The organism is Cellulosimicrobium sp. E-16 (genome assembly GCF_049913115.1).
Lineage (GTDB): Bacteria > Actinomycetota > Actinomycetes > Actinomycetales > Cellulomonadaceae > Cellulosimicrobium.
Genome location: NZ_CP183974.1, coordinates 2,334,003 through 2,356,241 on the forward strand (window position 1 = coordinate 2,334,003; position 22,239 = coordinate 2,356,241).

Here is a 22,239-nt window from a genome sequence, read left to right on the forward strand (position 1 = left end):
CCGGACCCGGTGACGTCCCTCACCGCGTCCCGCGTCCCGCGGACGGTCAGGGCGGACGAAACGGGTGATTTCCGCCCGCGGCGGGCGCCGCGCCGCGAAATGAAGGTCCGGGTGCGGGGGCCCGGTACGTAGGATGGTCCGCGCGCGGCAGGTCGCCGCGACGGCGCGACGTGAGCACGGGGCGGTGGGTGTGTCAGCAGGGCAGCAGGTCAGCTCCCGCGTCCTGACCGTCCCGAACGTCATCAGCCTCCTGCGGCTGCTCCTCGTGCCGGTGTTCGCGGTCCTCATCGTGCGCGGCGACGACGTGTGGGCGCTCGTCGTGCTCGCGGTGTCGGGGGCGTCGGACTGGCTCGACGGAGTCCTCGCGCGGCGCCTGGACCAGGTGAGCCGCCTCGGGCAGATGCTCGACCCGGCCGCGGACCGGCTCTTCATCCTCGTCACCCTCCTCGGTCTCGCGTGGCGCGACGTCGTGCCGCTGTGGCTCGTCGTGGTCGTCGTCGGGCGCGACCTGCTCCTCGCCGCGCTGCTGCCGCTGCTGGCGCGCCACGGGTACGGACCCCTCCCGGTGAGCTTCGCGGGCAAGGCCGGGACGTTCGCGCTGCTGTACGCGTTCCCGCTCCTGCTGCTGGCCGAGATGCCGGGGTGGCTGGGCGACGTCGCCGCGGTCACGGGCTGGGCGTTCACCTGGTGGGGCGTCGGCCTGTACTGGCTCGCGGGCGCCCAGTACGTGCTGCAGACGCGCGCGCTCGTCGTGCGCGACAAGGCCGCCACCGACGAGACCGGCACGACGACGCAGGAGGCGCCGTGAGCGAGAACCGCCCGGACCCGGTCGGCGCCGCGCGCCGCGCGCCCGTCGACGCGTCGATGACGCTCCTCAACGAGGTCATGCACCGCCCGCTCGACCCGGGCTACGCGGACGCCGCGGCGCGCCGCGCCGCGGGGCAGTCGCCGCACCGGGGCCGCACGGGCACGGTGACCCTCGTCGCCCTCGCGGTCGCCCTCGGTGTCGTCACCACGGCGGCCGCGGTCGAGCTGCGCGCCCCGCAGCCGGGCGTCATCGCGGCGCGCGAGACCCTGGAGCAGGAGATCCTCGACCGGCAGCGCGCCGCCGAGGAGCTCACGGCCCGCGGGGCGGAGCTGTCCGCCGAGATCGAGCAGCTCCAGGGCGCGGCGCTCAGCGGCGCGAGCGCGGACGTGCTCCAGGGCCTCCAGGAGGAGGGCGCGCTGACCGGCACGCAGGCGGTCGAGGGACAGGGCGTCGTCGTCACGCTCGACGACACCAGCGGCGGCCTCTCGTCCGACACCGTGGACGCGAACTCGCTCGTGCACGACTCCGACCTCCAGCGCGTCGTCAACGCGCTCTGGGCCGGCGGCGCGGAGGCGGTCGCGATCAACGACCAGCGCCTCACCGGGCTGTCGGCCATCCGCTCCGCCGGGGACGCGGTGCTCGTCGACCTGCAGCCCCTCGTCGGCCCCTACCGGGTCGAGGCGATCGGCGACCCGGACACGCTGCGCACCTCGCTCCTGCGCTCGGGCACGTCGGACTACCTGCAGATCCTCGGAACCCAGTACGGCATCCGGTCGAGCGTGACGACGCAGAGCCGCCTCGACCTGCCTGGCCGGTCCGCGCCCTCGCTGTTCTTCGCGCAGGCCCCGGCGGCGACCGTAGACTCCGACACGCCCGCCGGGAGCACCGACGGCACGACGGACGGCACGACCGACGGGTCCGGGACGGGCTCGGGACCGCACGAGACAGGGCAGGAGATCGTCGAATGATCGCAGTCGTCGGACTGGTGGTGGGCATCGTCGCGGGCCTCGTCCTGCAACCCACCGTGCCGGTGTCGCTGCAGCCCTACCTGCCCATCGCCGTCGTGGCCGCGCTCGACGCCCTGTTCGGGGGTCTGCGGGCCCGCCTCGACGGGCTGTTCGACGACAAGGTCTTCCTCGTGTCGTTCCTGTCGAACGTCGTCGTCGCCGCCCTCATCGTCTTCCTCGGCGACCAGCTCGGCGTCGGGAGCCAGCTCTCCACGGCCGTCGTCGTCGTGCTCGGCATCCGCATCTTCTCCAACGCCGCCGCCATCCGGCGCCACATCTTCAAGGCGTGAGCGTGACCCGCGACCCCCAGGACCCCCGCGACCCGGGCGCCGACGACGTGACGTCGGACGCCGCCGCCCCGGACGACGCCCCCGTCACCACCGACGAGACCATCGGCGACGTCGAGACCGCCCTGCCGGACCCCGCCGACGTCGGGGACCCCGCGGACGTCGGGGACGCGACCGAGCCCGAGACCCAGGGGAAGACCGCCGGTCCGCACGCGACCGGCGCCGACGACCGCGATCCCGCGGTCGAGCCGGCACCCGAGCGCGGCGTCGACCCCGAGGCGCCGGAGGACACGGGCGACGGCGCCGACGTCCGTGATGACGACGAGCCGCCCGCGGCCGACACCACCTCCGTCGGCGAGGAGCCGGACGACGACGCAGCGGGGGCCGGTCCGCGCGACGGCGACCACGGCGACGAGGACACGGACGCCCCGGACGATCCGGCGGGCGACGGCCTCGTACCGGACGACGACCCGCAGCACGCCGCGCCGCACGGTGACGACGACGCGGCCACCGCGGACGCGACCGGGACGGACGCCTCGGCGCCAGCGGAGCCTTCCGCGACGTCGGAGCCCCCCGCGACGACGGGGACGATCGGCGCCGTGGGCCGCCACGGCTCCCCGACACGACCGGAGCCGCGCGGGCTGCGCGGGCTCGGCCGCGCGCTGCGCCCCCGCGCGTCCCGGTCCCAGATCGTCGTCGGCGTGCTGTGCGCGCTGCTCGGCTTCGCGCTCGTGGTCCAGGTGAGCCAGACGCAGGAGGACCAGCTCTCCTCCCTGCGCCAGAGCGACCTCGTGCGCCTCCTCGACGACGTGACCCAGCGTTCCGGCGAGCTCGAGGACCAGGTCTCCTCGCTCGAGTCGACGCGGGACGAGCTCCAGTCGGGGTCCGGTCGCGAACGGGCCGCCCTCGAGCTCGCCGAGCAGCAGGCGGAGACGCTCGGCATCCTGTCCGGCCGGCTCCCCGCCGAGGGCCCGGGCGTCGAGATCGAGGTCGTCGAGGGCACGGAGGCGCTCGACGCGTTCGCGCTCTTCAACGTGCTCGAGGAGCTGCGCAACGCGGGCGCGGAGGCGATGGAGGTCAACGGGGTCCGCCTCGTGGCGAGCAGCTACTTCGAGGACTCCGCCGAGGGCGTCGTGGTCGACGGGCAGACGATCACCTCGCCGTACCGGTGGAACGTCATCGGCGACCCGTCGACGCTCGAGACGGCCCTCGAGATCCCCGGCGGCGCGATGGCGTCGCTGCGCGCGGACGGGGCGCGCACGACGATCACCCAGCAGGACCGGGTCGAGGTCACCGCGACCGTCGAGCCCGGGTCGCCGCAGTACGCGACCCCGGTCCCGGCCGACGAGTGACTGCGGCTTCCCGCATCCCCGCAGGCCGGGGTAGGTTGGGACGACCGTGGGTCGCGCGCACCGCGTGACCTGCGGGTGTAGTAGTTTTCGAGCACTGTTCCGCACGGCGGGGCCACGGCCCCGCGGTGCGGTGTTCCGAGGTCGAGCACGACGTGCGTGAGCCCCGAGGAGGCGAGATGAGTGTCCCAGGCGGTCCTGAGGTGCCGAACCGGGCGGGTAGCGACACGACGGTCAGCTTCGGCCGGATCGAGGCCCCGATCGAGGAGGGCGTGCAGCCCGGTGGCCTGAGCCCCGAGGAGCACGCCGCGGTCGCGGCGCTGCCGCGCCACTCCGCCCTGCTGATCATGCAGCGCGGTCCCGGGCAGGGGTCCCGCTTCCTCCTCGACGCCGAGCGCACCGTCGCCGGCCGGTCGGAGCGCGCGGACATCTTCCTCGACGACGTCACCGTCTCGCGCAAGCACGCCGAGTTCGTGCGCGAGGGCGAGCACTTCCTCGTGCGCGACGTCGGGTCGCTCAACGGGACGTACGTGAACCGCAGCCGGATCGACGCCGTCGCGCTCTCGACGGGCGACGAGGTGCAGATCGGCAAGTACCGGCTCACGTTCCACGCCAGCCCGCACGCGGGGGCACCGGCGGGCGGCACGGCCCCCCGGTCGTGAACGCCTCGACGGGCGCCGCGCACGCCACGGCCCCCGAGCCCGCCGACGGTGCGGAGCCGTGGCCCCAGGGCATCTCGCGTCGCGCGACCATGCGCATCTCCGACGTGCTGCGCGCGCTGCGGGCGGAGTTCCCGAACGTCAGCCACTCCAAGCTGCGCTTCCTCGAGGAGCAAGGGCTCATCGAGCCCGTGCGCACCGCGTCGGGCTACCGCCAGTACAGCCCCGCGGACGTCGAACGGCTGCGGTTCGTGCTCGTCGAGCAGCGCGACCGCTACCTCCCGCTCAAGGTCATCAAGGAGCGCCTCGCCGCGCTCGACGCGGGCGCCGACGTCGAGGCCCTCGCCCCGCGCCTGGCGACGACCGACGGCGAGCCCGGCTCGGCGGCCGTGCGCCAGCGCTACACGCTCGACGCGCTCGTGTCCGCGGCGGGGGTGGAGCGGGACCTCGTCGAGGGACTCATCGAGGCCGGCGTGCTGCGCCAGGCGCCGGGAGGCCAGCTCGACGCACGCTCGCTCGACGTGGTCGTGCTCGCCGCCGGGCTCTCGGAGTACGGCATCGAGCCGCGCCACCTGCGATCCCTGCGCACCGCCGCCGACCGGCACGTGAGCCTCGTGCACCAGGTCGTCTCGCCGTGGCGCGGGCAGCAGAGCGCGTCCGCGCGCGCCCACGCCGGCACCGTGGCCTCGGAGGTCGGGGAGCTCTGCGCGCAGCTGCACACCGTGTTCGTGCGCCAGGGGATCGACGACCTCACGCGCTGAGGTGCCCGTCCGCCCGCCTCCCGCGAGGCACCCGCACGGTCCCGTCCCCACCCCCTGCCGGATGCCGGGGGGAGACGTACCGTGGAGGGGTGAGCGACGACGTCCCGATGGTCCCGGTCGAGGTGCTCGGGGTCCGTCAGCAGCAGCGCGACCAGGAGATCGTGGTGCTGCTGCTCGACGACGCGTCCGAGCTCGTGGTGCCGATCGTCATCGGACCGCGGGAGGCGAGCGCGATCGCGATGGCGCAGGCGGGCCTGCCGACGCCCCGGCCCATGACCCACGACCTGCTCCGGGACCTGCTCGACGCGGTCGGGGTGCGCCTGGAGCGGGCGGAGATCGTCGCGCTCGACGGCGGCATCTTCTTCGCCGAGCTGGTCCTGAGCAACGGGGTGCGGCTCGACTCGCGCGCGTCGGACGCGATCGCGGTCGCGGTGCGCACCGGCAGCCCGGTGCTGTGCTCGGCCGAGGTCGTCGCGACGGCGGGGGTCGAGGTCGTCGACGTCGCGCAGCAGGAGGAGGTCGAGAAGTTCCGCGACTTCCTGGACCACGTCCAGCCGGAGGACTTCTCGGTGGACGAGTAGGGGGCGTCCGCACCGCCGAGGCCGACCGTCGAGCGCGGGTCGAGGCTTGCGGGCACAACGGACAACACGGACGTTCGACCTCAGGTCGAGGGTTGGGTGGCCGGATCGCCGGACGCACGGGCGCGACACGCCCGTGCGCTCGGGTCGTCGGTCGTTGACGACCCCCGACGGCGCCCATAGCGTGGTCGTGGACATCACCCCAGGAGGCGACAGTGAACAGCAGCGGTGAGGCGAGCGTCGGTGCCGGCGCCACGGTTCCGCACGGTGCGCAGGGCCTCCTCTTCGGGGAGGACATCACCGAGCAGGACACGACGACCGGCTACCGCGGCCCGACCGCGTGCCGTGCCGCGGGCATCACGTACCGGCAGCTCGACTACTGGGCCCGCACCGGGCTCGTCGAGCCGACCGTGCGCCCCGCGTCGGGGTCGGGCTCGCACCGGCTGTACAGCTTCCGGGACATCCTCGTCCTCAAGGTCGTCAAGCGCCTCCTCGACACCGGGGTCTCGCTCCAGCAGATCCGTACGGCCGTCGAGCACCTGCGCGAGCGCGGCGTCGACGACCTCGCGCAGATCACCCTCATGAGCGACGGCGCGAGCGTGTACGAGTGCACGTCGCCCGACGAGGTCGTGGACCTCGTCCAGGGCGGCCAGGGCGTGTTCGGCATCGCGGTCGGCCGGGTGTGGCGCGAGGTCGAGGGCACGCTCGCAGAGCTCCCCACCGAGTCGCTCGACGACGAGGACGGCGCGGCGACGAGCCCGCAGGACGAGCTCGCGCAGCGCCGACGGGCCCGCTCCGCCGGCTGAGGCCGCGAGCGCCGCCGACCCGGGCGGACGGGCGGTCTCGTGCCTGCCTGGGGACGCCCGGTCGACGCGTCACGGCACCTCCCACCCTGTGGAGCACGTCACAGCCGGTGCGACGGCCTGCCCGGCGAGGCCGTGGGAGGATCGCCCGGTACGCGGCGCGTCACGCCCTCCCCGGCGGCGCCGCACGGTCGACGGATGGAGTGCCGGTGTTCTCGAAGGTCCTGGTCGCCAACCGCGCGGAGATCGCCGTCAGGGCGTTCCGCGCCGCCTACGAGCTGGGGGCCCGCACCGTCGCGGTGTTCCCGCAGGAGGACCGCAACTCCGAGCACCGGCTCAAGGCCGACGAGGCGTACCTCATCGGGGAGCCCGGCCACCCGGTGCGCGCGTACCTCGACATCGAGGAGATCGTGCGCGTCGCGCGCGAGGCGGGTGCCGACGCCGTCTACCCGGGCTACGGGTTCCTCTCGGAGAACCCCGACCTGGCGCGCGCGTGCGCGGACGCCGGGCTGACGTTCGTCGGTCCGCCGCCGGAGGTGCTCGAGCTCGCGGGCAACAAGGTGCGCGCGCTGAAGGCCGCCCGCGAGGCCGGGCTGCCGGTGCTGGCGTCGAGCGAGCCGTCGTCGGACGTCGACGCGCTCGTCGCGGCGGCGGACGCGATCGGGTTCCCCGTGTTCGTCAAGGCCGTGGCGGGTGGAGGCGGGCGTGGCATGCGCCGCGTGGACGCGCGCGAGGACCTGCCCGAGTCGCTGGCCGCCGCGATGCGCGAGGCCGACGGCGCGTTCGGGGACCCGACCGTCTTCCTCGAGCAGGCGGTGCTGCGCCCGCGGCACATCGAGGTGCAGATCCTCGCCGACGGCGCCGGGAACGTCGTGCACCTGTACGAGCGGGACTGCTCGCTGCAGCGGCGCCACCAGAAGGTCATCGAGATCGCGCCCGCGCCGAACCTCGACCCGGAGATCCGGGACGCGCTGTGCGCGGACGCGGTGCGGTTCGCCCGGCACATCGGGTACCAGAACGCGGGCACGGTCGAGTTCCTGGTGGACACCGTCGGTGAGCGGGCCGGGCAGCACGTGTTCATCGAGATGAACCCGCGCATCCAGGTCGAGCACACCGTGACCGAGGAGGTCACCGACGTCGACCTCGTGTCCGCGCAGATGCGTATCGCGTCGGGCGAGACGCTGGAGGACCTGGGTATCCGGCAGGAGGACGTGCGCGTCAACGGCGCCGCCCTGCAGACCCGCATCACGACCGAGGACCCGGCGAACGGGTTCCGCCCGGACACGGGCCGCATCATCGCCTACCGCTCGCCGGGCGGGGCGGGCGTGCGCCTCGACGGCGCGACGGCGACCGCCGGTTCCGTCGTCTCTGGCCACTTCGACTCGATGCTCGTCAAGCTCACGTGCCGCGGCCGCGACTTCCCGACGGCGGTCCGCCGCGCCCGGCGCGCGCTCGCCGAGTTCCGCATCCGCGGCATCCGCACCAACATCCCGTTCCTGCAGGCCGTGCTCGCGGACCCCGAGTTCGTCGCCGGGAACGTGGCGACGTCGTTCATCGACGAGCGGCCCGAGCTGCTGGCCGCGCGCGAGAGCGCCGACCGGGGAACGCGCCTGCTCGCGTACGTGGGGGACACGACCGTCAACCGCCCGCACGGCGAGCCGCGGCGCACCACCGACCCCGCGACGAAGCTGCCCGCGCTCGACCTGTCGGTCACGCCCCCGCCCGGCACGCGCCAGCAGCTCCTCGAGCTCGGCCCCGAGGGCTTCGCGCGCGCCCTGCGCGGCGAGCAGCGCCTGCGCGTCACCGACACCACGTTCCGCGACGCCCACCAGTCGCTGCTCGCGACGCGCGTCCGCACGCACGACCTGGCCGCCGTCGCCCCCTACGTCGCGCGGGCCACCCCGCAGCTGTGGTCCGTCGAGGCGTGGGGCGGGGCGACGTACGACGTCGCGCTGCGCTTCCTCGGCGAGGACCCGTGGGAGCGGCTCGCGACGCTGCGCGAGGCGATGCCGAACCTCGCGATCCAGATGCTGCTGCGCGGGCGCAACACGGTCGGGTACACGCCGTACCCGACGCGCGTCACCGAGGCGTTCGTCGAGGAGGCCGCCGCGACGGGCATCGACGTGTTCCGGATCTTCGACGCGCTCAACGACGTCGACCAGATGCGTCCCGCGATCGAGGCCGTGCGCGCCACCGGCACGACGGTCGCCGAGGTCGCGTTGTGCTACACGGGCAACCTGCTGGACCCGGCCGAGGAGCTGTACACGCTCGACTACTACCTGCGCCTCGCGGACCGCATCGTCGACGCCGGCGCGCACGTGCTCGCCATCAAGGACATGGCCGGGCTGCTGCGGCCCGCCGCCGCGACGCGCCTCGTGACCGCGCTGCGCGAGCGCTTCGACCTGCCGGTGCACCTGCACACGCACGACACGTCGGGCGGGCAGATGGCGACGCTGCTCGCCGCGGCGGCCGCGGGCGTGGACGCGGTCGATGCCGCGAGCGCCGCCATGGCGGGCACCACGAGCCAGCCGCCGCTGTCCGCGCTCGTCGCGGGCCTGGAGCACACCGAGCGCGACACGGGCCTGTCGCTGTCGGCGGTCGCGGACCTGGAGCCGTACTGGGAGGCGGTGCGCCGCGTCTACGCGCCGTTCGAGTCGGGTCTGCCCGGGCCGACGGGGCGGGTGTACGAGCACGAGATCCCGGGCGGGCAGCTGTCGAACCTGCGTCAGCAGGCGATCGCGCTGGGCCTGGGCGACAAGTTCGAGCAGATCGAGGCCATGTACGCGGCGGCGGACCGCATCCTGGGGCGCCTGGTGAAGGTGACGCCGTCGTCGAAGGTCGTGGGCGACCTCGCGCTGCACCTCGTGGCGGCGGGCGCCGACCCGGCCGAGTTCGCGGCCGACCCGCAGGCGTTCGACATCCCGGACTCGGTGGTCGGGTTCCTCGGCGGTGAGCTCGGCGACCCGCCCGGGGGCTGGCCGGAGCCGTTCCGCTCGCGCGCCCTCGCCGGTCGTGCCGCGCGCGGTGGCGTGACGCCGCTCTCCCCGGAGGACGAGGCCGAGCTCGCGCAGCCCGGGGAGGTGCGCCGTCGGCGGCTGAACCACCTGCTGTTCGCGGGGCCGACCAAGGAGTTCGAGCAGGTGCGCCAGGCGTACGGGGACGTGTCCGTCCTCGACACCCCGACGTACCTGTACGGGCTCGAGCCGGGCCAGGAGGTCGCGGTCGGGCTCGGCAAGGGCGTGCGCCTGCTCGTCGGGCTCGAGGCGATCGGCACGCCCGACGAGCGGGGCATGCGCATGGTCATGTTCACCCTCAACGGCCAGCTGCGCCCGATCCAGGTGCGCGACCGGGCGGTCGACGTCGACGCGCGCACGGCCGAGAAGGCGGACCCCACGCAGCCGGGGCAGGTCGCGGCGCCGTTCGCGGGCGCGGTGACGCCGGTCGTCGTCGTCGGGGACGCCGTCGAGGCCGGGCAGACGGTCGCCACGGTCGAGGCGATGAAGATGGAGGCCGCGATCACCACCCCGGTCGCGGGCACGGTCCAGCGGGTCGCGATCGGCGCGGTGCAGCAGCTCGAGGGCGGCGACCTGGTCCTCGTCGTGGGCTGAGCGGTAGGCACCCCAGGGTCGGGGTGGCAGCCTGAGGCGACGGTCGTCGCGCCGGGCAGGGCGAGCGGAGGAGGATCCATGCGAGTCACGTTCCACGGCCACGCGTGCGTCACGGTGCGGCACGGCGGGCAGGTCGTCGCGATCGACCCGGGCACCTTCAGCGACGCGGCGGGCGCCCTGCGAGACGCCGACACCGTGCTGGTCACCCACCAGCACCCTGACCACGTCGACGCGCCCGCGCTCGGTGCCGCTCTCGCGGCCCGGCCCGGGCTCACGGTCTGGGCGCCCGAGGCGGTGGTCACGGCGCTGCGTCCCTCCCTGCCGGAGGACACCTCCGCGCGCGTGCACGTCGTCGTCCCCGGCGACGGTCTCGACCTCGGCGGTCTGGAGGTGGTGGTCGGCGGTGGGCAGCACGCGGTGATCCACCGCGACGTGCCCCGGATCGCGAACGTCACCTATCTCGTCCGCGGTGACGGTGCGACGCTCCTGCACCCCGGCGACTCGTTCGACGCGCCCGACGGCGACGCGCTCGGAGGCGAGCGGCTCGACGTGCTCCTCGCGCCGGTGGCCGCACCCTGGCTCAAGCTCGCCGAGACGATCGACTTCGTGCGCGGGGTCGACCCGCGCGTCGTCGTCCCCGTGCACGACGCACTGCTCTCGGCGGTGGGGCACGGCATGGTCGACCGTCTCCTCGGGGAGCAGCGCACCGGCGGGACGTACGCGTACCGACCGCTCACCCCCGGTGAGGCGCTCGACGTCGCCGCGGGGAGCCTGGACGGGGTCGGTGACGCCGCGGCCCGCGCCCTGCGGGACGAGCACCCGGAGTACGGCGAGGTGGCCCTGCTCGAGGCCGACGAGACCGTGCCCCCGCGCCCCGAGGAGGAGGCGGCCGACGCCGCCCGCTCCGAGGCCGGCCGGTGACCGCCGCCCCGCCGCCGGGCTGGTACCCGGACCCGTGGGGCGTGCGGGCGGAGCGCTGGTTCGACGGGCGCGCGTGGACGCCGCACGCCCGGGACCGTCCCGCGGGCCCCGGCGGCCGGCCCCGGATGCACCCCGGCGCGATCGTGGCGATCGTGCTCGGCGTGGTCCTCGCGCTGGCGGTCGTCGCGGCCGTCGTGGTCTTCTTCGTCCTCATGGTGCAGGGCGTGATCTGCGGCGAGGCGCCCCACTACTGCGACTGACGCGGCGCGGCACCCACGATCGCTGTCGCCCTCGCCGCAGGCCCCGTGCGGGGCCTGCACGTCACAGCAAGGGCCGCAGGGGGGTGAGGACGACCTCGCTGAGCTTGGCCGCCAGCGAGCGGGAGTCCCACTCGGCGAGCGTGAGCTCCCGCGAGTTCGACAGGTCGACGTCGAACACCTTCTCCATCTGCTCGGCCACCCCGGGGTCGGTGATCTCGAGGTTCACCTCGTAGTTGCCCGTCAGGGAGAGCCGGTCGATGTTGGCCGTCCCGATCGTCGTCCACGCGCCGTCGATGGTCGCGGTCTTGGCGTGCACCATCGCGTCCCGGTACAGGTGGATGCGCACCCCGCCCTTGAGCAGCGCCGTGTACAGGCCGCGCGACAGCCAGTCCGCGAGCACGTGGTTGGAGCGCTCAGGCACCAGGACGCGCACGTCGACCCCGCGCGCTGCGGCCGCGAGGAGCGCCGCGAGGATCTCCCGGTCCGGGATGAAGTACGCCTGCGTGATGAAGACGTGCGAGCTCGCGCGGTCGATGGCGTCGAGGTAGATGCCGCGGATCGGGAAGACGAGGTGCGCGGGCGCGTTGCGCGCGGCCCGCAGGCGCGGTTCCCAGTGCACCGACCCCGGGTCGGCGAGCAGCGGCTGGCCGGGCTTCCGGTTGGCGTTCCAGAAGTCGACGAACGCGTTGCGCAGCTCCCACGCGCTCGGGCCCACGAGGCGGATGTGCGTGTCCCGCCACTGCGTCGCGTACAGGGCGCCGATGTTGTACCCGCCCACGAACGCGATCTCGTCGTCGACCACGAGGATCTTGCGGTGGTCGCGACCCGACTTGCGCACGTTGAGCATGAGCACGCCCGGGCGGAACACGGGGTAGCGGATGACGTGGATCGGGTCCGGCAGGTCGAAGAACGCCTGCGGGACGACGAGGTTCGCGAACCCGTCGTAGACGACGAACACCTCGACGCCGCGCGCGCTCGCCTCGACCAGCGCCTGCTTGAACTCCTCGCCGAGCGCGTCGGCCTTCCAGATGTACGTCTCGAGCAGGATGCGGCGCTGCGCCCCGCGGATCGCGCCGAGCATCTCCCGGTAGACGTCCTCGCCGTACGTGAAGACGGTCGTCGTGGTGCCCGCGACCTCGACGTCGGCGGGGGAGGAGCGCGGGAACGACGCCTCGGTCGTGTTGCGGCGCTTGCGGATCGCGTCGGCGGTGACGAGCACGCCCGCGACCGTGATCGGCGCCGCGACGGCGACCACGAGCGCGCGGGAGAGCAGACGGCGGGCGGTGCGCAGGGCGGAGTCGGCGGACAGGTGCACGGACTCACCGTAGCGGGCGCGTCCCCGGGCGCGAGCGCAGGACGAGCGCGCCGCGGGTGAGATCCCGCACCTCCGCCGACTCCGGGTCTCCGGACGCCCGGGTCAGTGCGAGCGCAGGGCCTTGATCAGCTCGGCCTTGCGCATCGAGGAGCGGCCCTCGATGCCGATCTCCGCGGCACGCTTGCGCAGCTTCTCGACCGTCCAGTCGTCGTAGTCGCCGGCCTTGCCGCCCTTGCGTCCGACGCTCTGGCGGGACGAGCCCGCGGCGGCGTTCGCGATGCGCGCGGCCTTCTCCTTCGAGTCGCCCTCGTCACGCAGCTTCTCGTACAGCTCGGGGTCCTTCACGCTCGGTCCGGGGTCGCGCTTCGGCACGGCGTCCTCCCTCGTCTCGTGCCGGCCACCGCGGCGCGTGGCCGGTCTCCCGCCAGGCTCGCCCCGCCGTCGCCCGCTCGCACGGGGACCTCAACCGACCACCCCACCTCGGCACCTCGCTCGGCACCTCAGCCGAGCACCGTGACGCGCGACGAGATCGGGTCCACGTGCACGACCCGCCCCGCCACCGCGGCGAAGCCGCGCGGGTCCGCGTCGTACCCGGCCTGCCAGCGTTCGACCCCGTCGTCGAGCGACAGCCCGACGAGGAGCGCGCGCCGCGGGGTGTCCGGGTCGGGCACGACCACGGAGAGCGTCGCGCCGTCGGTGAACGCGGCCGTCACGCCGCGCGCGAGATCCGGCCCGGCGCCGGAGTCGTCCGCGGACGTGCCCGGGACGGACCGCGGCCACGACCACACCCGCTCGCCCGTGCGGGCGTCCAGGGCGACGAGCGCGCTGCCGGTGGCGAAGACCGCGCGGTCGTCCGCGAGCGCCACGGCCTGCACGACGGACAGGTCGGCGCGCCACAGCTCGCGCGGTGCGTCGGCGGTCCGGCCGGACGTGAGCGCGCGCACCCCGCCCGGGGTCGTGACGAGCCAGGTGGCCGCGTCACGGCCCGGCCCGGCGAGCGGGACGAGCAGGCGTCCGGCGACGGCGGCGTGGACGGTCCCGTCCGGGGCGAGGAGCTGCGTGGAATCGGCGCGGTCCGGGGGCCGGACGGTCGTGCGCCAGAACGTACCGTCCGCTCGGGGCGCGACGGCCGTCGTGATCGCGTCGCCGCGGGCGTCCAGACGGGTCCCGCCGAGGGTGAGGACGGCGCTGAGGCGGCAGCCGCGCACGACGAGCAGGTCGTCCTCGACGGTGACGGCGGTCTGGCCGGCGACCTGGGGCCGGCACATCGCGGTGCGCTCCGCGTCGTCGGGCTGGACGTCCTGCTGCCAGCGCACCTGCGCGGTGCGGGCGTCCTGGAGCGCGAGGTGGACGACGCCGCCCGTGCGCGACCAGCGCAGGACCGTGCCGTCGGGTGCGGGGACCGCGCGCCCGAGGCCGTCGCCGAGGGGCACCGGGTCCGTCGTCGGGCCGCCCGGGCCGACGAGGTGGGCGACGGGAGCGAGCGCGGGGCCGGTCAGGCACGTGACGACGGCGGGTCGCGGAGCCGGGGCCGACGTCTCGCCGACGGCGGGCCCGCACCAGGCCGTCGGGTCGAGGCCTCGCCATCGCCGCGCGCCGGACGCGACGTCGTACCCCTCCACGCCGGCGCCGGTGACCGCGGCGAGGACCACTCCGTCGCCGACCACGGCGAGCCGCGGCGCGGCGGCGTCCGTCTCCCACGCCGGCTCGGGAGGGACCGCGAGAGAGACCACGGCCCCGGGCAGGGCGAGGCGTCCCCGCTCCGCGGTGCTCGTGCGCCACGTCCCGACGGCGACGAGGGCGAGGACGAGCACCAGGAGGGGCACGACGACGCGCAGGAGCAGCGCACGTCGTCGGGCCGGTGCCGCGGGCCCGTGGGCCCCCTCCGCGGGTGCGCCGCGCCCGGCCGGTGCGGGCTCGTCGTCCGGGACGAGCTCCACCCGGTGGAGCGAGGCCATACCGGTGACGCTACGCGCCCCGCGGGGCGGGCGTCAGGTCTCGGCCGGCTCGAGCGCCGCGGAGAGCGGGTGGGCGCGGATGGCGGCGGCGAGCTCGCCCTCGATCCGGTCGAGGTACACGCCCGTGGTCGCGATGGACGCGTGCCCGAGGAGCTCGGCCACGACCTTCACGTCCCACCCCTCGGCGGCCAGCAGGGTCGCGGTCGTGTGGCGCAGGGCGTGGGGCGTGGCCTCGCGCCGGTACTGCGCGGGCATGCGCGCGACGCAGCGCCGTAGGAGACCGCGGACCGCCTGCGCGTCGATGCGTCGGCCGCGCCAGGACAGCAGGAGCGCGCGCCGCGCGTCCGGGTCGTCGGGGCGGCGCGCGAGGAGCGCGGGGCGCAGGCGTTCCAGGTACTCGTCGAGCGCGGCCGCGAGCGGGGGAGAGAGCGTCACCGTGCGGACGTGCCCGCCCTTGCCCTGGATGCGCCAGCGCGTCTGGTCGGGCTCGCGGGAGAAGTCGTCGAGGTTCGCGCGCTCGAGCTCGGAGACGCGGGGGCCGAGGACGAGCAGGAGCGCGACGACGAGCCGGTCGCGGACCTGGAGGTCCTGGTCGCGGCGTCCCACGGCCGGGTCTCCCGGCGCCCGTGCGGCAGAGACCTCGAGCAGCGACGCCGCGGAGCCCGCGGACAGCGCCGTGCGCGCGACCCGCAGGCCGTCGCGCAGGCGGGCCGGGGGAGAGGCCCACTGCATCGGGTCGGCCTGGACCCAGCCCTCGCGCGCCGCGTGGGAGAAGAAGCGCGTGACCGACTGGCGGAAACGGTTGACCGTCGCGGCGGAACGGCCCGAGCTCCCCTCCTTGCGTGACGCGTCCGCGTACCGGCCGTCGGGAGTGGTCTGGTAGCGCAGGAGGACGTCGTCGACGTCCTCGCCGGCGACGTCGTCCAGCACCCGGGCCGGCCCGGCGAGCCGCGCGAACTCCGCCACGTCCCGCTCGTAGCTGCGTCGCGTCGTCGGCGACAGGACGCCGCGCAGGGTCTGCGCGGCGACGGACGCGAGGTAGCGGTCGGCCGCCTCGGCGACGGTGATCCGCTCGAGGCGGGGCGGGGCGACCATGAGCGGGCCTCCTTGAGGGTGCGGTCGCCGTCAGCCTAGGCCGTGCCACCGACAACGACGCGACCGCACGGCGCCCTGACCTGCGTCGACGCCCGGGCCCGGGGGTGACGGCTCAGTGCCCTTCGCGGAGGTGCGCGACGTCCCCGACGTCCAGCACCCCGCGGTTGTGGAAGAACCCGTCCTCGCGCAGCGTCGTGATGCTCCCGGAGGCGACCGGGAACGCGACGTGCCCCGCGGCCCCGACCGGCATCCCGATCCATGCCGCGACGACGAACGTCGCCGCGAACCCGTGCGTGACGACCACCTGGTGGTCCACGGCGCGGCGGAGCAGGTCCGTCGTCGCCGCGTACACCCGCAGCGCGACCTCGAGCCTCGTCTCCGCGCCGGCGACGCCCACGTCGTGCCGCAGGCGGTCGCCCACCGCCGGCGGCGGGACGAACCGCGCGTCGAGCCAGGCCTGCGGACGCCCGCCCGCGTCGCCGTAGGAGGCCTCGCGCAGCCGGGCGTCCAGCCGTGGTGCGACGCCGAGCGCCTCGCCGATCGCGGTCGCGGTACGGCGCGTGCGCAGGAGGTCGGACGTGACGACGTCGACCACGGCGTCGCGCGGGACCCGGGCGCGCAGCGCCGCGGCGACCAGGGCCGCCTGCTGTGCGCCGCGCGTGGTGAGGTCGGAGTCGTGGACGCCGCCGACCAGGCCCTCGACGTGGTGCGTCGCCTCGGGATGCGTCACGACGTGCACCGTGCGCTCGCGCGCGCCGACGACGTCGGGCAGGGGCGGGGGAGGGAAGGGCGTCCGGGGACCGTCGACGTCGGGCACGAGCCCCAGACTGGCACACGCGTGGGGTGCCGGGAGACCGGGACGCGGGTGCGGGGCGCGAGCGTGGGGGAGCGACGCTCGGGGGGACTGGCCCGGGTTGGTCCGGGCGGACGGTACCGACGACGGCGCACCCGGCGGCCCCGCTGCGGTCACGAGGGGCGACGACGGTGCGTCACCACGCTGTTGACCTAAACACAATGGTTTGCGCCGTATGTCCGATTCTGGGCATCGTAGCCCAGCGTGCGATCCCGCACCAGCCGTCGGCCGCCGGGCCGGACCGCCGAGGTGGTTTGCGTGGCCGACGGCTCGAGCTCGCCTCGCGACGCGTCGACGCCACGAGGCCTGGCCTGCGGCGCCCGCGCGGGGGACACCGAGCGCCAGGCCCGCACGACGACGGTCGCCGCGCCGGCGGCGACGCCGACGACCACGAACGCGACCAGGGTCAGCACGAGCACCGGGACCCAGGCCAGCGTCGCGAGCATCGTCGCGACGACCCGTCGAGGCCGACGTCCGTCCGGAGCGAGCTCGGCGAACGGCGACGCCTGGGCGAACGTCCCGGAGACCGTTCCTGACGACGTCCGGGACGGCGCGAACGCCGCCAGGCCCGCGAACAGCCGTGGGCCGTCGCGCCGGTCTGTGCTGCGGGCAGCGGATCGGCGCGTGTCGAGCCGGGGTGCGTACGTCGTCGTGCTCATGACCAAGGGGAGCGCGCGACGGCCCTCCGTGATGCGCCGGAGCGGCTTCGTCGACGACGAAATGACATAATGTACATTATCGGCGTAAAATCAGTGCGAGTTGCATTTGATGCAAGAGCTCGCACCTGGATGCGATGACGGCGTCGCTGCAGGTCAGCAGTGCATTCCCTCCGTCGCGGGCGCGCTAGCACCGACCGACTCTTGCCGCCTCGCCGCAGGTCGCTCTAGGTGTCGTGCATCAGATGCACGATTCCTCGGAAGGATGGGCGTGTGCTCGAGACTCCCGGGTCGGTTCCGATGCGGTTCACAGGCGCGACGAACGTCCCTCTCCTGCGCGCTGAGCTGCAGGTGTTCGAGGCGATGCTGGCCGGGTGGCGCAACCAGATGCTGGCGCGAGGCCTGACGGTCGCGACGATCAAGAGTCGCAACCGGGTAGTAGAACGCTTCCAGGAGTTCACCAACGACTTTCCGTGGTCCTGGCAGGCTTCAGACTTGGACGAGTACTTCGCCGAGCGCCGCTCCGGCGGTCGGACGCTGGCGCTAACCACCTTGCGTGCGGAGTCGAACGCGATCGCGATGTTCTGCTCGTTCATTTGCGACGGCCGCTACGGCTGGGTGACGTTGTGCGAGCAGCGTTTCGGCGACCTGCCGTCTCAGATTGTCTTTGAGTGGAACACCCCGCGGCACAAGACCGACGACGCCGTCACACCGGGAAGACGCGCCTTTGTGATCGACGAGCTGCAGCGCTTCTTCGACACCGTCGACGACTTTGTCGACGCCCATCACCACGCCCGGTCCAAAACGTGGCTGACGGCGATGCGCGACGTGACCGACTTCGGCCCGAACCCTTACGTGCCGGACTACGGGCGCTTCGGAGCGCTGACCGTGCGCTGGGCCAAAGGAATGGCCGGAACCGGGCCCCGCAGGCGCACAGTGCTGACCACTCCGCAGTTCGACTGGGTCACCAGCGTGCTCGAGACGTGGCACTCCCCCGGCAGCCGCGGCCAGTTCGCCACCGCCGCCCGCTCCAACGCGCTGTGGCCGTCCGAACGCGGCGACCGCATCACGATGAGCGGCCTGGCTCGCTCGTTCGCGCGGTTCCGCGACCTCGCGGGCCTTCCGGAGGAACTCAGCCTGCACGCGCTGCGACACTCCTACGTGACCCACCTGATCGAGGCTGGCTATGACCCGCTGTTCGTCCAGCAGCAGGTCGGCCATTCGTACTCGTCAACCACGGCGCTTTACACCTCGGTCTCGTCGGACTACAAGCAGAAGGTCGTTCAGCGGATGATCGCCCAGCGACTGCGCACCGGGACCGGAGAACCAGATGAATGAGATCAAGCGCCTCGGCTACACGTGGCACCTGCGGCAGATCATGGCCCAGCACAATCTCTGGAAGTCGACCGAGCTACGCCCCCTCCTACGCGACCGCGGCATCAATCTGTCCGACACGCAGATCTACCGTCTGGTGACGGGCACACCGGAACGGATCTCCCTAAGCGTCCTCGTCGCGCTCTGCGACATCTTCGGATGCTCCCCCGCCGACCTCATCGAGCCGAGGGTCGAGCTGCGCGCCGCGAAGACCGCGAACGCACCGCGGCTCCCCCCCTCGACGGCGACACCACGACACCCGTTGCTCACCGCATCCGACTCGTGAAGGGTGATGATGGCCCGCCCACGCAAGCCTGAGGATCCAGAAACGTACCCCACGCCCTGCGCCCGGTGCGGCGGCCACTACCCGCTTAGCGTTACCTGGCCCGACGGGCGCCTCTGCACCTCGTGCCGGATGAAGGCCATGCGCACGACCGGGACCTGCGCCTGCGGGCACGAGGGCGTCCTGCCAGGCCGCATCGACGGGATCCCCGCTTGCCGCGCGTGTTCCGGAGTGCGCGTCAACATCGACTGCCGACGCTGCGGCGCCGAGACCGAGCTCTACCGCAACCAGATGTGCCAGCGGTGCGTCCTGGCCGAACTCGTCGATGCGGCGTTCGCCGACCCCCGAACAGGCAGGATATCGGCCCAGCTCCGGCCCGTGGCCGACGCGATCATGTCGATGGAACGGGCGAACTCAGGGCTCACCTGGATTCGCCAGAAGCACGTTCACTCCATGCTTCGCGAGGTCGCCGCGACCAGCCCCGTGACACACGCGTCAATGGACCGCCTCGACCCCGGTCGCACTCGCGACTACATCCGAGGCCTGCTCGTTGAGCACGGAGTCCTCGAGCCGCGCGACGAGCTCATCGCCCGCTTCACCGAGTGGGCCGACGACGCCGAGGACCGGATCGCCGACGCCGAGCATCGCGCGATCGTCCATCGCTATATTCGCTGGAAGCATCTGCGGCACATGCGTGCAGGCTCCCCCATCAAAAACGGCACGTTCCTGCGCGCCAAGCAGGTGACGACGGTCGCGATCGAGTTCTGCAACTGGCTCATTGCCGATGGAAAGACGCTGGCATCTGTCACGCAGGGCGATCTCGACACCTGGCTGGCAGAAGGCGCAACGACACGGCCCGTGGGCGGGCTCGAGGACAGAGATCCGGGACGCGAGCCCGTCGATCACCGACGCGGGGGCTGGGATCCTGGCGGACTGCAGCGCGGTTCGGACCTCGTCTTCCGAGTGTCCGGCGTGCTGGTGCGCGATGGTGTTGAGCCGGTCTTCGACGGTGGCGGGCGGGCCCTCGTTGATCCAGCGATCGACCTCATCCAGCGGCTTCGGCCTATGACGTCTCCACATGGATCGAGGCTAGGCCTCGCCCGAGCGTGCTGCCGGAGGTCGAGCGCGTCCGACGGCGCGGTACACGGTTGCGCGGGAGACGCCGAACAGCTCGGCGATCTCGGCCGAGGTGTGGTTGCCGGCGTGGTGCAGGTCGACGAGGTGTCGTTCCTGGGCGGGGGTGAGCTTGGGCTTGCGGCCCTTGAGCTTGCCCTTGGCCTTCGCGATCGCCATGCCTTCACGGGTTCGGGCGCGGATGAGGTCGGCCTCGAACTCGGCGACCATCGCGAGGACGTTGAGCAGGAGCCGGCCGACGGGGTCGTTCGGGTCGTGAACCGCGGCCCCGATCTGGAGGCGAACGCCGTAGGTGGTGAGCTCGTCGACGATGTCGCGGGCGTCGCGGATCGAGCGGGCGAGGCGGTCGAGCTTGGTCACGACGAGCGTGTCCCCGGACCGGGTCGCGGCCAGGGCCTCGCGGAGCCCGGGCCGGTCGCGGTGCGTGCCGGTCACACCCTGGTCGACGTAGACGCGGCGCGGGTCGACGCCCATCGTCTCGAGCGCTTGGCGTTGGGCGGTGAGGTCTTGCTCGGCAGTCGAGCAGCGGGCGTACCCGATGAGCGTCGCGGTCATGGCCGCGAGTGTCGCAGATAAGCGACCTTCACCGGGCACATTTGCGGGCGGGTCTACCGAGATGGTCCGGACCGAGGCGCTGGCTCACGGCTCGGCTGTGTGCAGGGTGTCTCGGTAGGGGATCGGCTATAGGGCACGCACCTAGGGCAAAATGGCCTGCACTATCGAGATGTGACGGGTCGCTTTCGGAGGTGCGCAGTGAGTGGACGCCGGCGGCACCCTCCGCTGATCGTTGTCGCGTCGGCGCTCGTGCTCCTCAGCTCGTGCGCCCCTGCGTCGCCAGAGGCGGCACCACCCGAGGACAGCGCGGGTGGGGACTCGATCGCCGTAGACCGCTTCCTGACCGAGGACTCGGACCTTGCACCACCTCCGGAGGGCAGGACCAACGCGGTGCTCGAGACATCCAGCGCGCCACCTCTGCTGACCGTAACGATGTGGGGAAGTTCAAGCTGCGTGGACGTCCCCGTCGACATCGTGTGGAAGGACTCGTCGACGCTGTCCGTCTCGATGGGCCCGAGCGGCTCGCGTGAGTGCACTGCCGATCTCACGGCCGTGAGTCAGGTGATTGAGGTGCCGACAGACCACCCTGCTACCGATGTCACCACCGTGGAGGTAGACGCTGAGCCGGTCCGCTTCGTACGTGCCGGCTGATGTGCACCGGGCTTTCTAGCGTTCGTCGCCGGACGCTGAACGCGCTTTGCTCGCGCGGCCACTGCGGCTGCTGCGAACTCGTCTGCGGGCGCCGACCAGCCGAGCACGCGACGTGGACGTTCGTTGAGCCGTGTTTGGATCCGTTCGAGTTCGTCGTCGGTCGTAGCGGTCAGGTTGGTGCGCCGTGGGAGGTACTGGCGTAGGAGGCGGTTGGTGTTCTCGTTGGTGCCGCGTTGCCATGGGCTGCGGGGGTCGCAGAAGTAGACCGGGGCGTCGATGAGTGCGCTGAGGAAGGCGTGGTCGGCCATCTCGCGGCCGCGGTCCCAGGTCAGGGACTTGCACATGCCGGGTGGGACGTTGAACAGGGCACGCGCGACGGCGATGCTGACGTCCTTGGCCTTGATCCCGTCGGGCAGCGGCACGATCTTCAGGTAGCGGGTGGTGCGCTCGACGAGGGTCGCGACGGCGCTCGGCCGTGTGCCCATCACGAGGTCGCCTTCCCAGTGACCGGGCTCGATCCGGTCGGCCACGGTGGCGGGGCGGTGGTGGATGGAGACCATGTCGCGCAGGTGCCCGCGCCCGTGCGAGCGCTTCACGAGCCGGGGCCGGCGCATCGTGCGACCGGACCGCAGCCGCTGGTAGGTGGCCCTCGGCAGGTTCCGCGACGCCGGCAGGTACACCGCGCGGTAGATCGTCTCGTGCGAGACCCACATGCCGGGCTCGTCGGGATGCTCGCGTCGCAGCCACGCCGCGATTTGCTGCGGAGACCAGTCCAGCTCGAGCCGCGAAAGCACCGTCGCCCGCAGCCGCTGGTCGCTCGCCAGTCGTGGCACTCGTGGGCGCCTGGCTTCGACCCGGGCGCGCTCGTCTGCCCGCGTCGCCCGGTAGCCGGCGCGGCCCCCGTTGCGGGCGATCTCGCGCGAAACCGTCGACGCAGACCGCCCCAACCCTTCGGCGATCACCCTGGCAGAAAGACCAGCGACGATCCCGCGCGAGATCTCCTCCCGCTCACCTGGGCTCAGGTGCCGCGCTGACCGTCGCGGCAACGCGGGTCGCACCCCGCCATGACGGAGAAGGTACCTGCGCACGTGATGCTCCTGGAGGCCGGCCCGATCGGCGATCCGCCGGAGAGACTCGCCTTCGCCCCATGCCTGCCACACGACGTCTTGCACCGCTGCAGGCAGCGACGTCACGACACTCATCCCAACCTCCACGACCACGCATCATCCACCTTCGTGGTGCATCGATCGGTTGAGACCGCCACCGTTTTCCGTACACCGCGGCGGCCGGCGCGACACGCCGAGCGAACATGTCGCAGAACTAG

22 protein-coding genes are annotated in these 22,239 nt (G+C 73.4%); 13 read left to right on the plus strand and 9 right to left on the minus strand.

Going from position 1 to position 22,239, the window contains the following annotated elements; all coding sequences use genetic code 11:
• The first annotated feature begins 190 nt into the window (after positions 1-190).
• From ACN9MS_RS10380 to ACN9MS_RS10430, 11 genes are all read left to right on the plus strand, one after another.
• On the plus strand, positions 191-808 hold the full coding sequence (locus ACN9MS_RS10380; protein ID WP_426311878.1) for a CDP-alcohol phosphatidyltransferase family protein: 618 nt from the start codon (positions 191-193) through the stop codon (positions 806-808).
• Positions 805-1,776 (plus strand): DUF881 domain-containing protein, encoded by a 972-nt coding sequence (locus ACN9MS_RS10385; RefSeq protein ID WP_426308557.1) that lies wholly within the window; start codon positions 805-807, stop codon positions 1,774-1,776. The genes ACN9MS_RS10380 and ACN9MS_RS10385 overlap by 4 nt, the downstream gene beginning before the upstream one ends.
• The gene (locus ACN9MS_RS10390; protein WP_021483549.1) at positions 1,773-2,105 is read left to right on the plus strand and encodes a small basic family protein; all 333 of its coding nucleotides are present in this window, start codon (positions 1,773-1,775) and stop codon (positions 2,103-2,105) included. Before ACN9MS_RS10385 ends, ACN9MS_RS10390 begins: the two co-directional genes overlap by 4 nt.
• A 2-nt stretch (positions 2,106-2,107) precedes the next feature.
• Positions 2,108-3,454 carry a DUF881 domain-containing protein gene (locus ACN9MS_RS10395; RefSeq protein WP_426308558.1) on the plus strand — a complete coding sequence of 449 codons (1,347 nt, stop codon included), beginning with the start codon at positions 2,108-2,110 and terminating at the stop codon, positions 3,452-3,454.
• A gap of 176 nt (positions 3,455-3,630) precedes the next feature.
• Complete coding sequence (locus tag ACN9MS_RS10400) at positions 3,631-4,113, plus strand: FHA domain-containing protein (protein ID WP_047234767.1); 483 nt, start codon at positions 3,631-3,633, stop codon at positions 4,111-4,113.
• The gene (locus ACN9MS_RS10405) at positions 4,110-4,871 is read left to right on the plus strand and encodes a MerR family transcriptional regulator (RefSeq protein ID WP_378233173.1); all 762 of its coding nucleotides are present in this window, start codon (positions 4,110-4,112) and stop codon (positions 4,869-4,871) included. Before ACN9MS_RS10400 ends, ACN9MS_RS10405 begins: the two co-directional genes overlap by 4 nt.
• An 89-nt stretch (positions 4,872-4,960) precedes the next feature.
• Positions 4,961-5,452 carry a bifunctional nuclease family protein gene (locus tag ACN9MS_RS10410; RefSeq protein WP_021482354.1) on the plus strand — a complete coding sequence of 164 codons (492 nt, stop codon included), beginning with the start codon at positions 4,961-4,963 and terminating at the stop codon, positions 5,450-5,452.
• A gap of 212 nt (positions 5,453-5,664) precedes the next feature.
• Positions 5,665-6,255, plus strand: a complete 591-nt coding sequence (locus tag ACN9MS_RS10415) for a MerR family transcriptional regulator (RefSeq protein WP_426308559.1) — start codon at positions 5,665-5,667, stop codon at positions 6,253-6,255.
• Positions 6,256-6,461: 206 nt separating this feature from the next.
• Complete coding sequence (locus ACN9MS_RS10420) at positions 6,462-9,860, plus strand: pyruvate carboxylase (protein ID WP_426308560.1); 3,399 nt, start codon at positions 6,462-6,464, stop codon at positions 9,858-9,860.
• Positions 9,861-9,938: 78 nt separating this feature from the next.
• Entirely contained in the window at positions 9,939-10,781 is an 843-nt protein-coding gene (locus ACN9MS_RS10425) for an MBL fold metallo-hydrolase (protein WP_426308561.1), read from the plus strand.
• Positions 10,778-11,041, plus strand: a complete 264-nt coding sequence (locus ACN9MS_RS10430) for a DUF2510 domain-containing protein (protein ID WP_426308562.1) — start codon at positions 10,778-10,780, stop codon at positions 11,039-11,041. The genes ACN9MS_RS10425 and ACN9MS_RS10430 overlap by 4 nt, the downstream gene beginning before the upstream one ends.
• Positions 11,042-11,102: 61 nt before the next feature.
• On the opposite strand, the gene ACN9MS_RS10435 is transcribed toward ACN9MS_RS10430, so the two are convergent.
• The 6 genes from ACN9MS_RS10435 to ACN9MS_RS10460 all read right to left on the minus strand — a co-directional run bounded on the left by ACN9MS_RS10435 (position 11,103) and on the right by ACN9MS_RS10460 (position 16,921).
• Entirely contained in the window at positions 11,103-12,356 is a 1,254-nt protein-coding gene (locus tag ACN9MS_RS10435) for a phospholipase D-like domain-containing protein (protein WP_426308563.1), read from the minus strand.
• A 102-nt stretch (positions 12,357-12,458) separates the two neighbouring features.
• Complete coding sequence (locus ACN9MS_RS10440; RefSeq protein WP_426308564.1) at positions 12,459-12,728, minus strand: DUF7218 family protein; 270 nt, start codon at positions 12,726-12,728, stop codon at positions 12,459-12,461.
• Between the two features lie 128 nt (positions 12,729-12,856).
• Positions 12,857-14,314: a PQQ-binding-like beta-propeller repeat protein gene (locus ACN9MS_RS10445; RefSeq protein WP_426308565.1), complete on the minus strand. Its 1,458-nt coding sequence runs from the start codon at positions 14,312-14,314 to the stop codon at positions 12,857-12,859.
• A 33-nt stretch (positions 14,315-14,347) separates the two neighbouring features.
• Positions 14,348-15,409 carry a tyrosine-type recombinase/integrase gene (locus ACN9MS_RS10450; protein WP_426308566.1) on the minus strand — a complete coding sequence of 354 codons (1,062 nt, stop codon included), beginning with the start codon at positions 15,407-15,409 and terminating at the stop codon, positions 14,348-14,350.
• A gap of 112 nt (positions 15,410-15,521) precedes the next feature.
• On the minus strand, positions 15,522-16,226 hold the full coding sequence (locus ACN9MS_RS10455) for a histidine phosphatase family protein (RefSeq protein ID WP_426308567.1): 705 nt from the start codon (positions 16,224-16,226) through the stop codon (positions 15,522-15,524).
• A 188-nt stretch (positions 16,227-16,414) separates the two neighbouring features.
• Positions 16,415-16,921, minus strand: a complete 507-nt coding sequence (locus ACN9MS_RS10460; RefSeq protein WP_426308568.1) for a hypothetical protein — start codon at positions 16,919-16,921, stop codon at positions 16,415-16,417.
• Between the two features lie 270 nt (positions 16,922-17,191).
• Between ACN9MS_RS10460 and ACN9MS_RS10465 the strand changes: the two genes are divergently transcribed.
• Together ACN9MS_RS10465 and ACN9MS_RS10470 are read left to right on the plus strand one after the other, a co-directional pair.
• Complete coding sequence (locus ACN9MS_RS10465) at positions 17,192-18,256, plus strand: tyrosine-type recombinase/integrase (RefSeq protein ID WP_426308569.1); 1,065 nt, start codon at positions 17,192-17,194, stop codon at positions 18,254-18,256.
• Entirely contained in the window at positions 18,249-18,578 is a 330-nt protein-coding gene (locus tag ACN9MS_RS10470) for a helix-turn-helix domain-containing protein (protein WP_426308570.1), read from the plus strand. The genes ACN9MS_RS10465 and ACN9MS_RS10470 overlap by 8 nt, the downstream gene beginning before the upstream one ends.
• A 492-nt stretch (positions 18,579-19,070) precedes the next feature.
• Here the strand turns inward: ACN9MS_RS10470 and ACN9MS_RS10475 are convergent, their stop codons facing one another.
• From ACN9MS_RS10475 to ACN9MS_RS10485, 3 genes are all read right to left on the minus strand, one after another.
• Positions 19,071-19,655, minus strand: a complete 585-nt coding sequence (locus ACN9MS_RS10475) for a hypothetical protein (protein WP_426308571.1) — start codon at positions 19,653-19,655, stop codon at positions 19,071-19,073.
• Between the two features lie 9 nt (positions 19,656-19,664).
• Positions 19,665-20,264: a recombinase family protein gene (locus ACN9MS_RS10480; protein WP_426308572.1), complete on the minus strand. Its 600-nt coding sequence runs from the start codon at positions 20,262-20,264 to the stop codon at positions 19,665-19,667.
• Positions 20,265-20,821: 557 nt separating this feature from the next.
• Positions 20,822-22,117: an IS30 family transposase gene (locus ACN9MS_RS10485; RefSeq protein ID WP_426308573.1), complete on the minus strand. Its 1,296-nt coding sequence runs from the start codon at positions 22,115-22,117 to the stop codon at positions 20,822-20,824.
• Positions 22,118-22,239: the final 122 nt, after the last annotated feature.

Excerpts from the sequence above, each read along its gene's own strand:
- ACN9MS_RS10460 (WP_426308568.1), bottom strand. The coding sequence starts at position 16,921 with ATGAGCACGACGACGTACGCACCCCGGCTCGACACGCGCCGATCCGCT.
- ACN9MS_RS10475 (WP_426308571.1), bottom strand. The coding sequence starts at position 19,655 with ATGTGGAGACGTCATAGGCCGAAGCCGCTGGATGAGGTCGATCGCTGG.
- ACN9MS_RS10470 (WP_426308570.1), top strand. The coding sequence starts at position 18,249 with ATGAATGAGATCAAGCGCCTCGGCTACACGTGGCACCTGCGGCAGATC.
- ACN9MS_RS10450 (WP_426308566.1), bottom strand. The coding sequence starts at position 15,409 with ATGGTCGCCCCGCCCCGCCTCGAGCGGATCACCGTCGCCGAGGCGGCC.
- ACN9MS_RS10485 (WP_426308573.1), bottom strand. The coding sequence starts at position 22,117 with ATGAGTGTCGTGACGTCGCTGCCTGCAGCGGTGCAAGACGTCGTGTGG.
- ACN9MS_RS10445 (WP_426308565.1), bottom strand. The coding sequence starts at position 14,314 with ATGGCCTCGCTCCACCGGGTGGAGCTCGTCCCGGACGACGAGCCCGCA.
- ACN9MS_RS10400 (WP_047234767.1), top strand. The coding sequence starts at position 3,631 with ATGAGTGTCCCAGGCGGTCCTGAGGTGCCGAACCGGGCGGGTAGCGAC.
- ACN9MS_RS10480 (WP_426308572.1), bottom strand. The coding sequence starts at position 20,264 with ATGACCGCGACGCTCATCGGGTACGCCCGCTGCTCGACTGCCGAGCAA.
- ACN9MS_RS10390 (WP_021483549.1), top strand. The coding sequence starts at position 1,773 with ATGATCGCAGTCGTCGGACTGGTGGTGGGCATCGTCGCGGGCCTCGTC.
- ACN9MS_RS10425 (WP_426308561.1), top strand. The coding sequence starts at position 9,939 with ATGCGAGTCACGTTCCACGGCCACGCGTGCGTCACGGTGCGGCACGGC.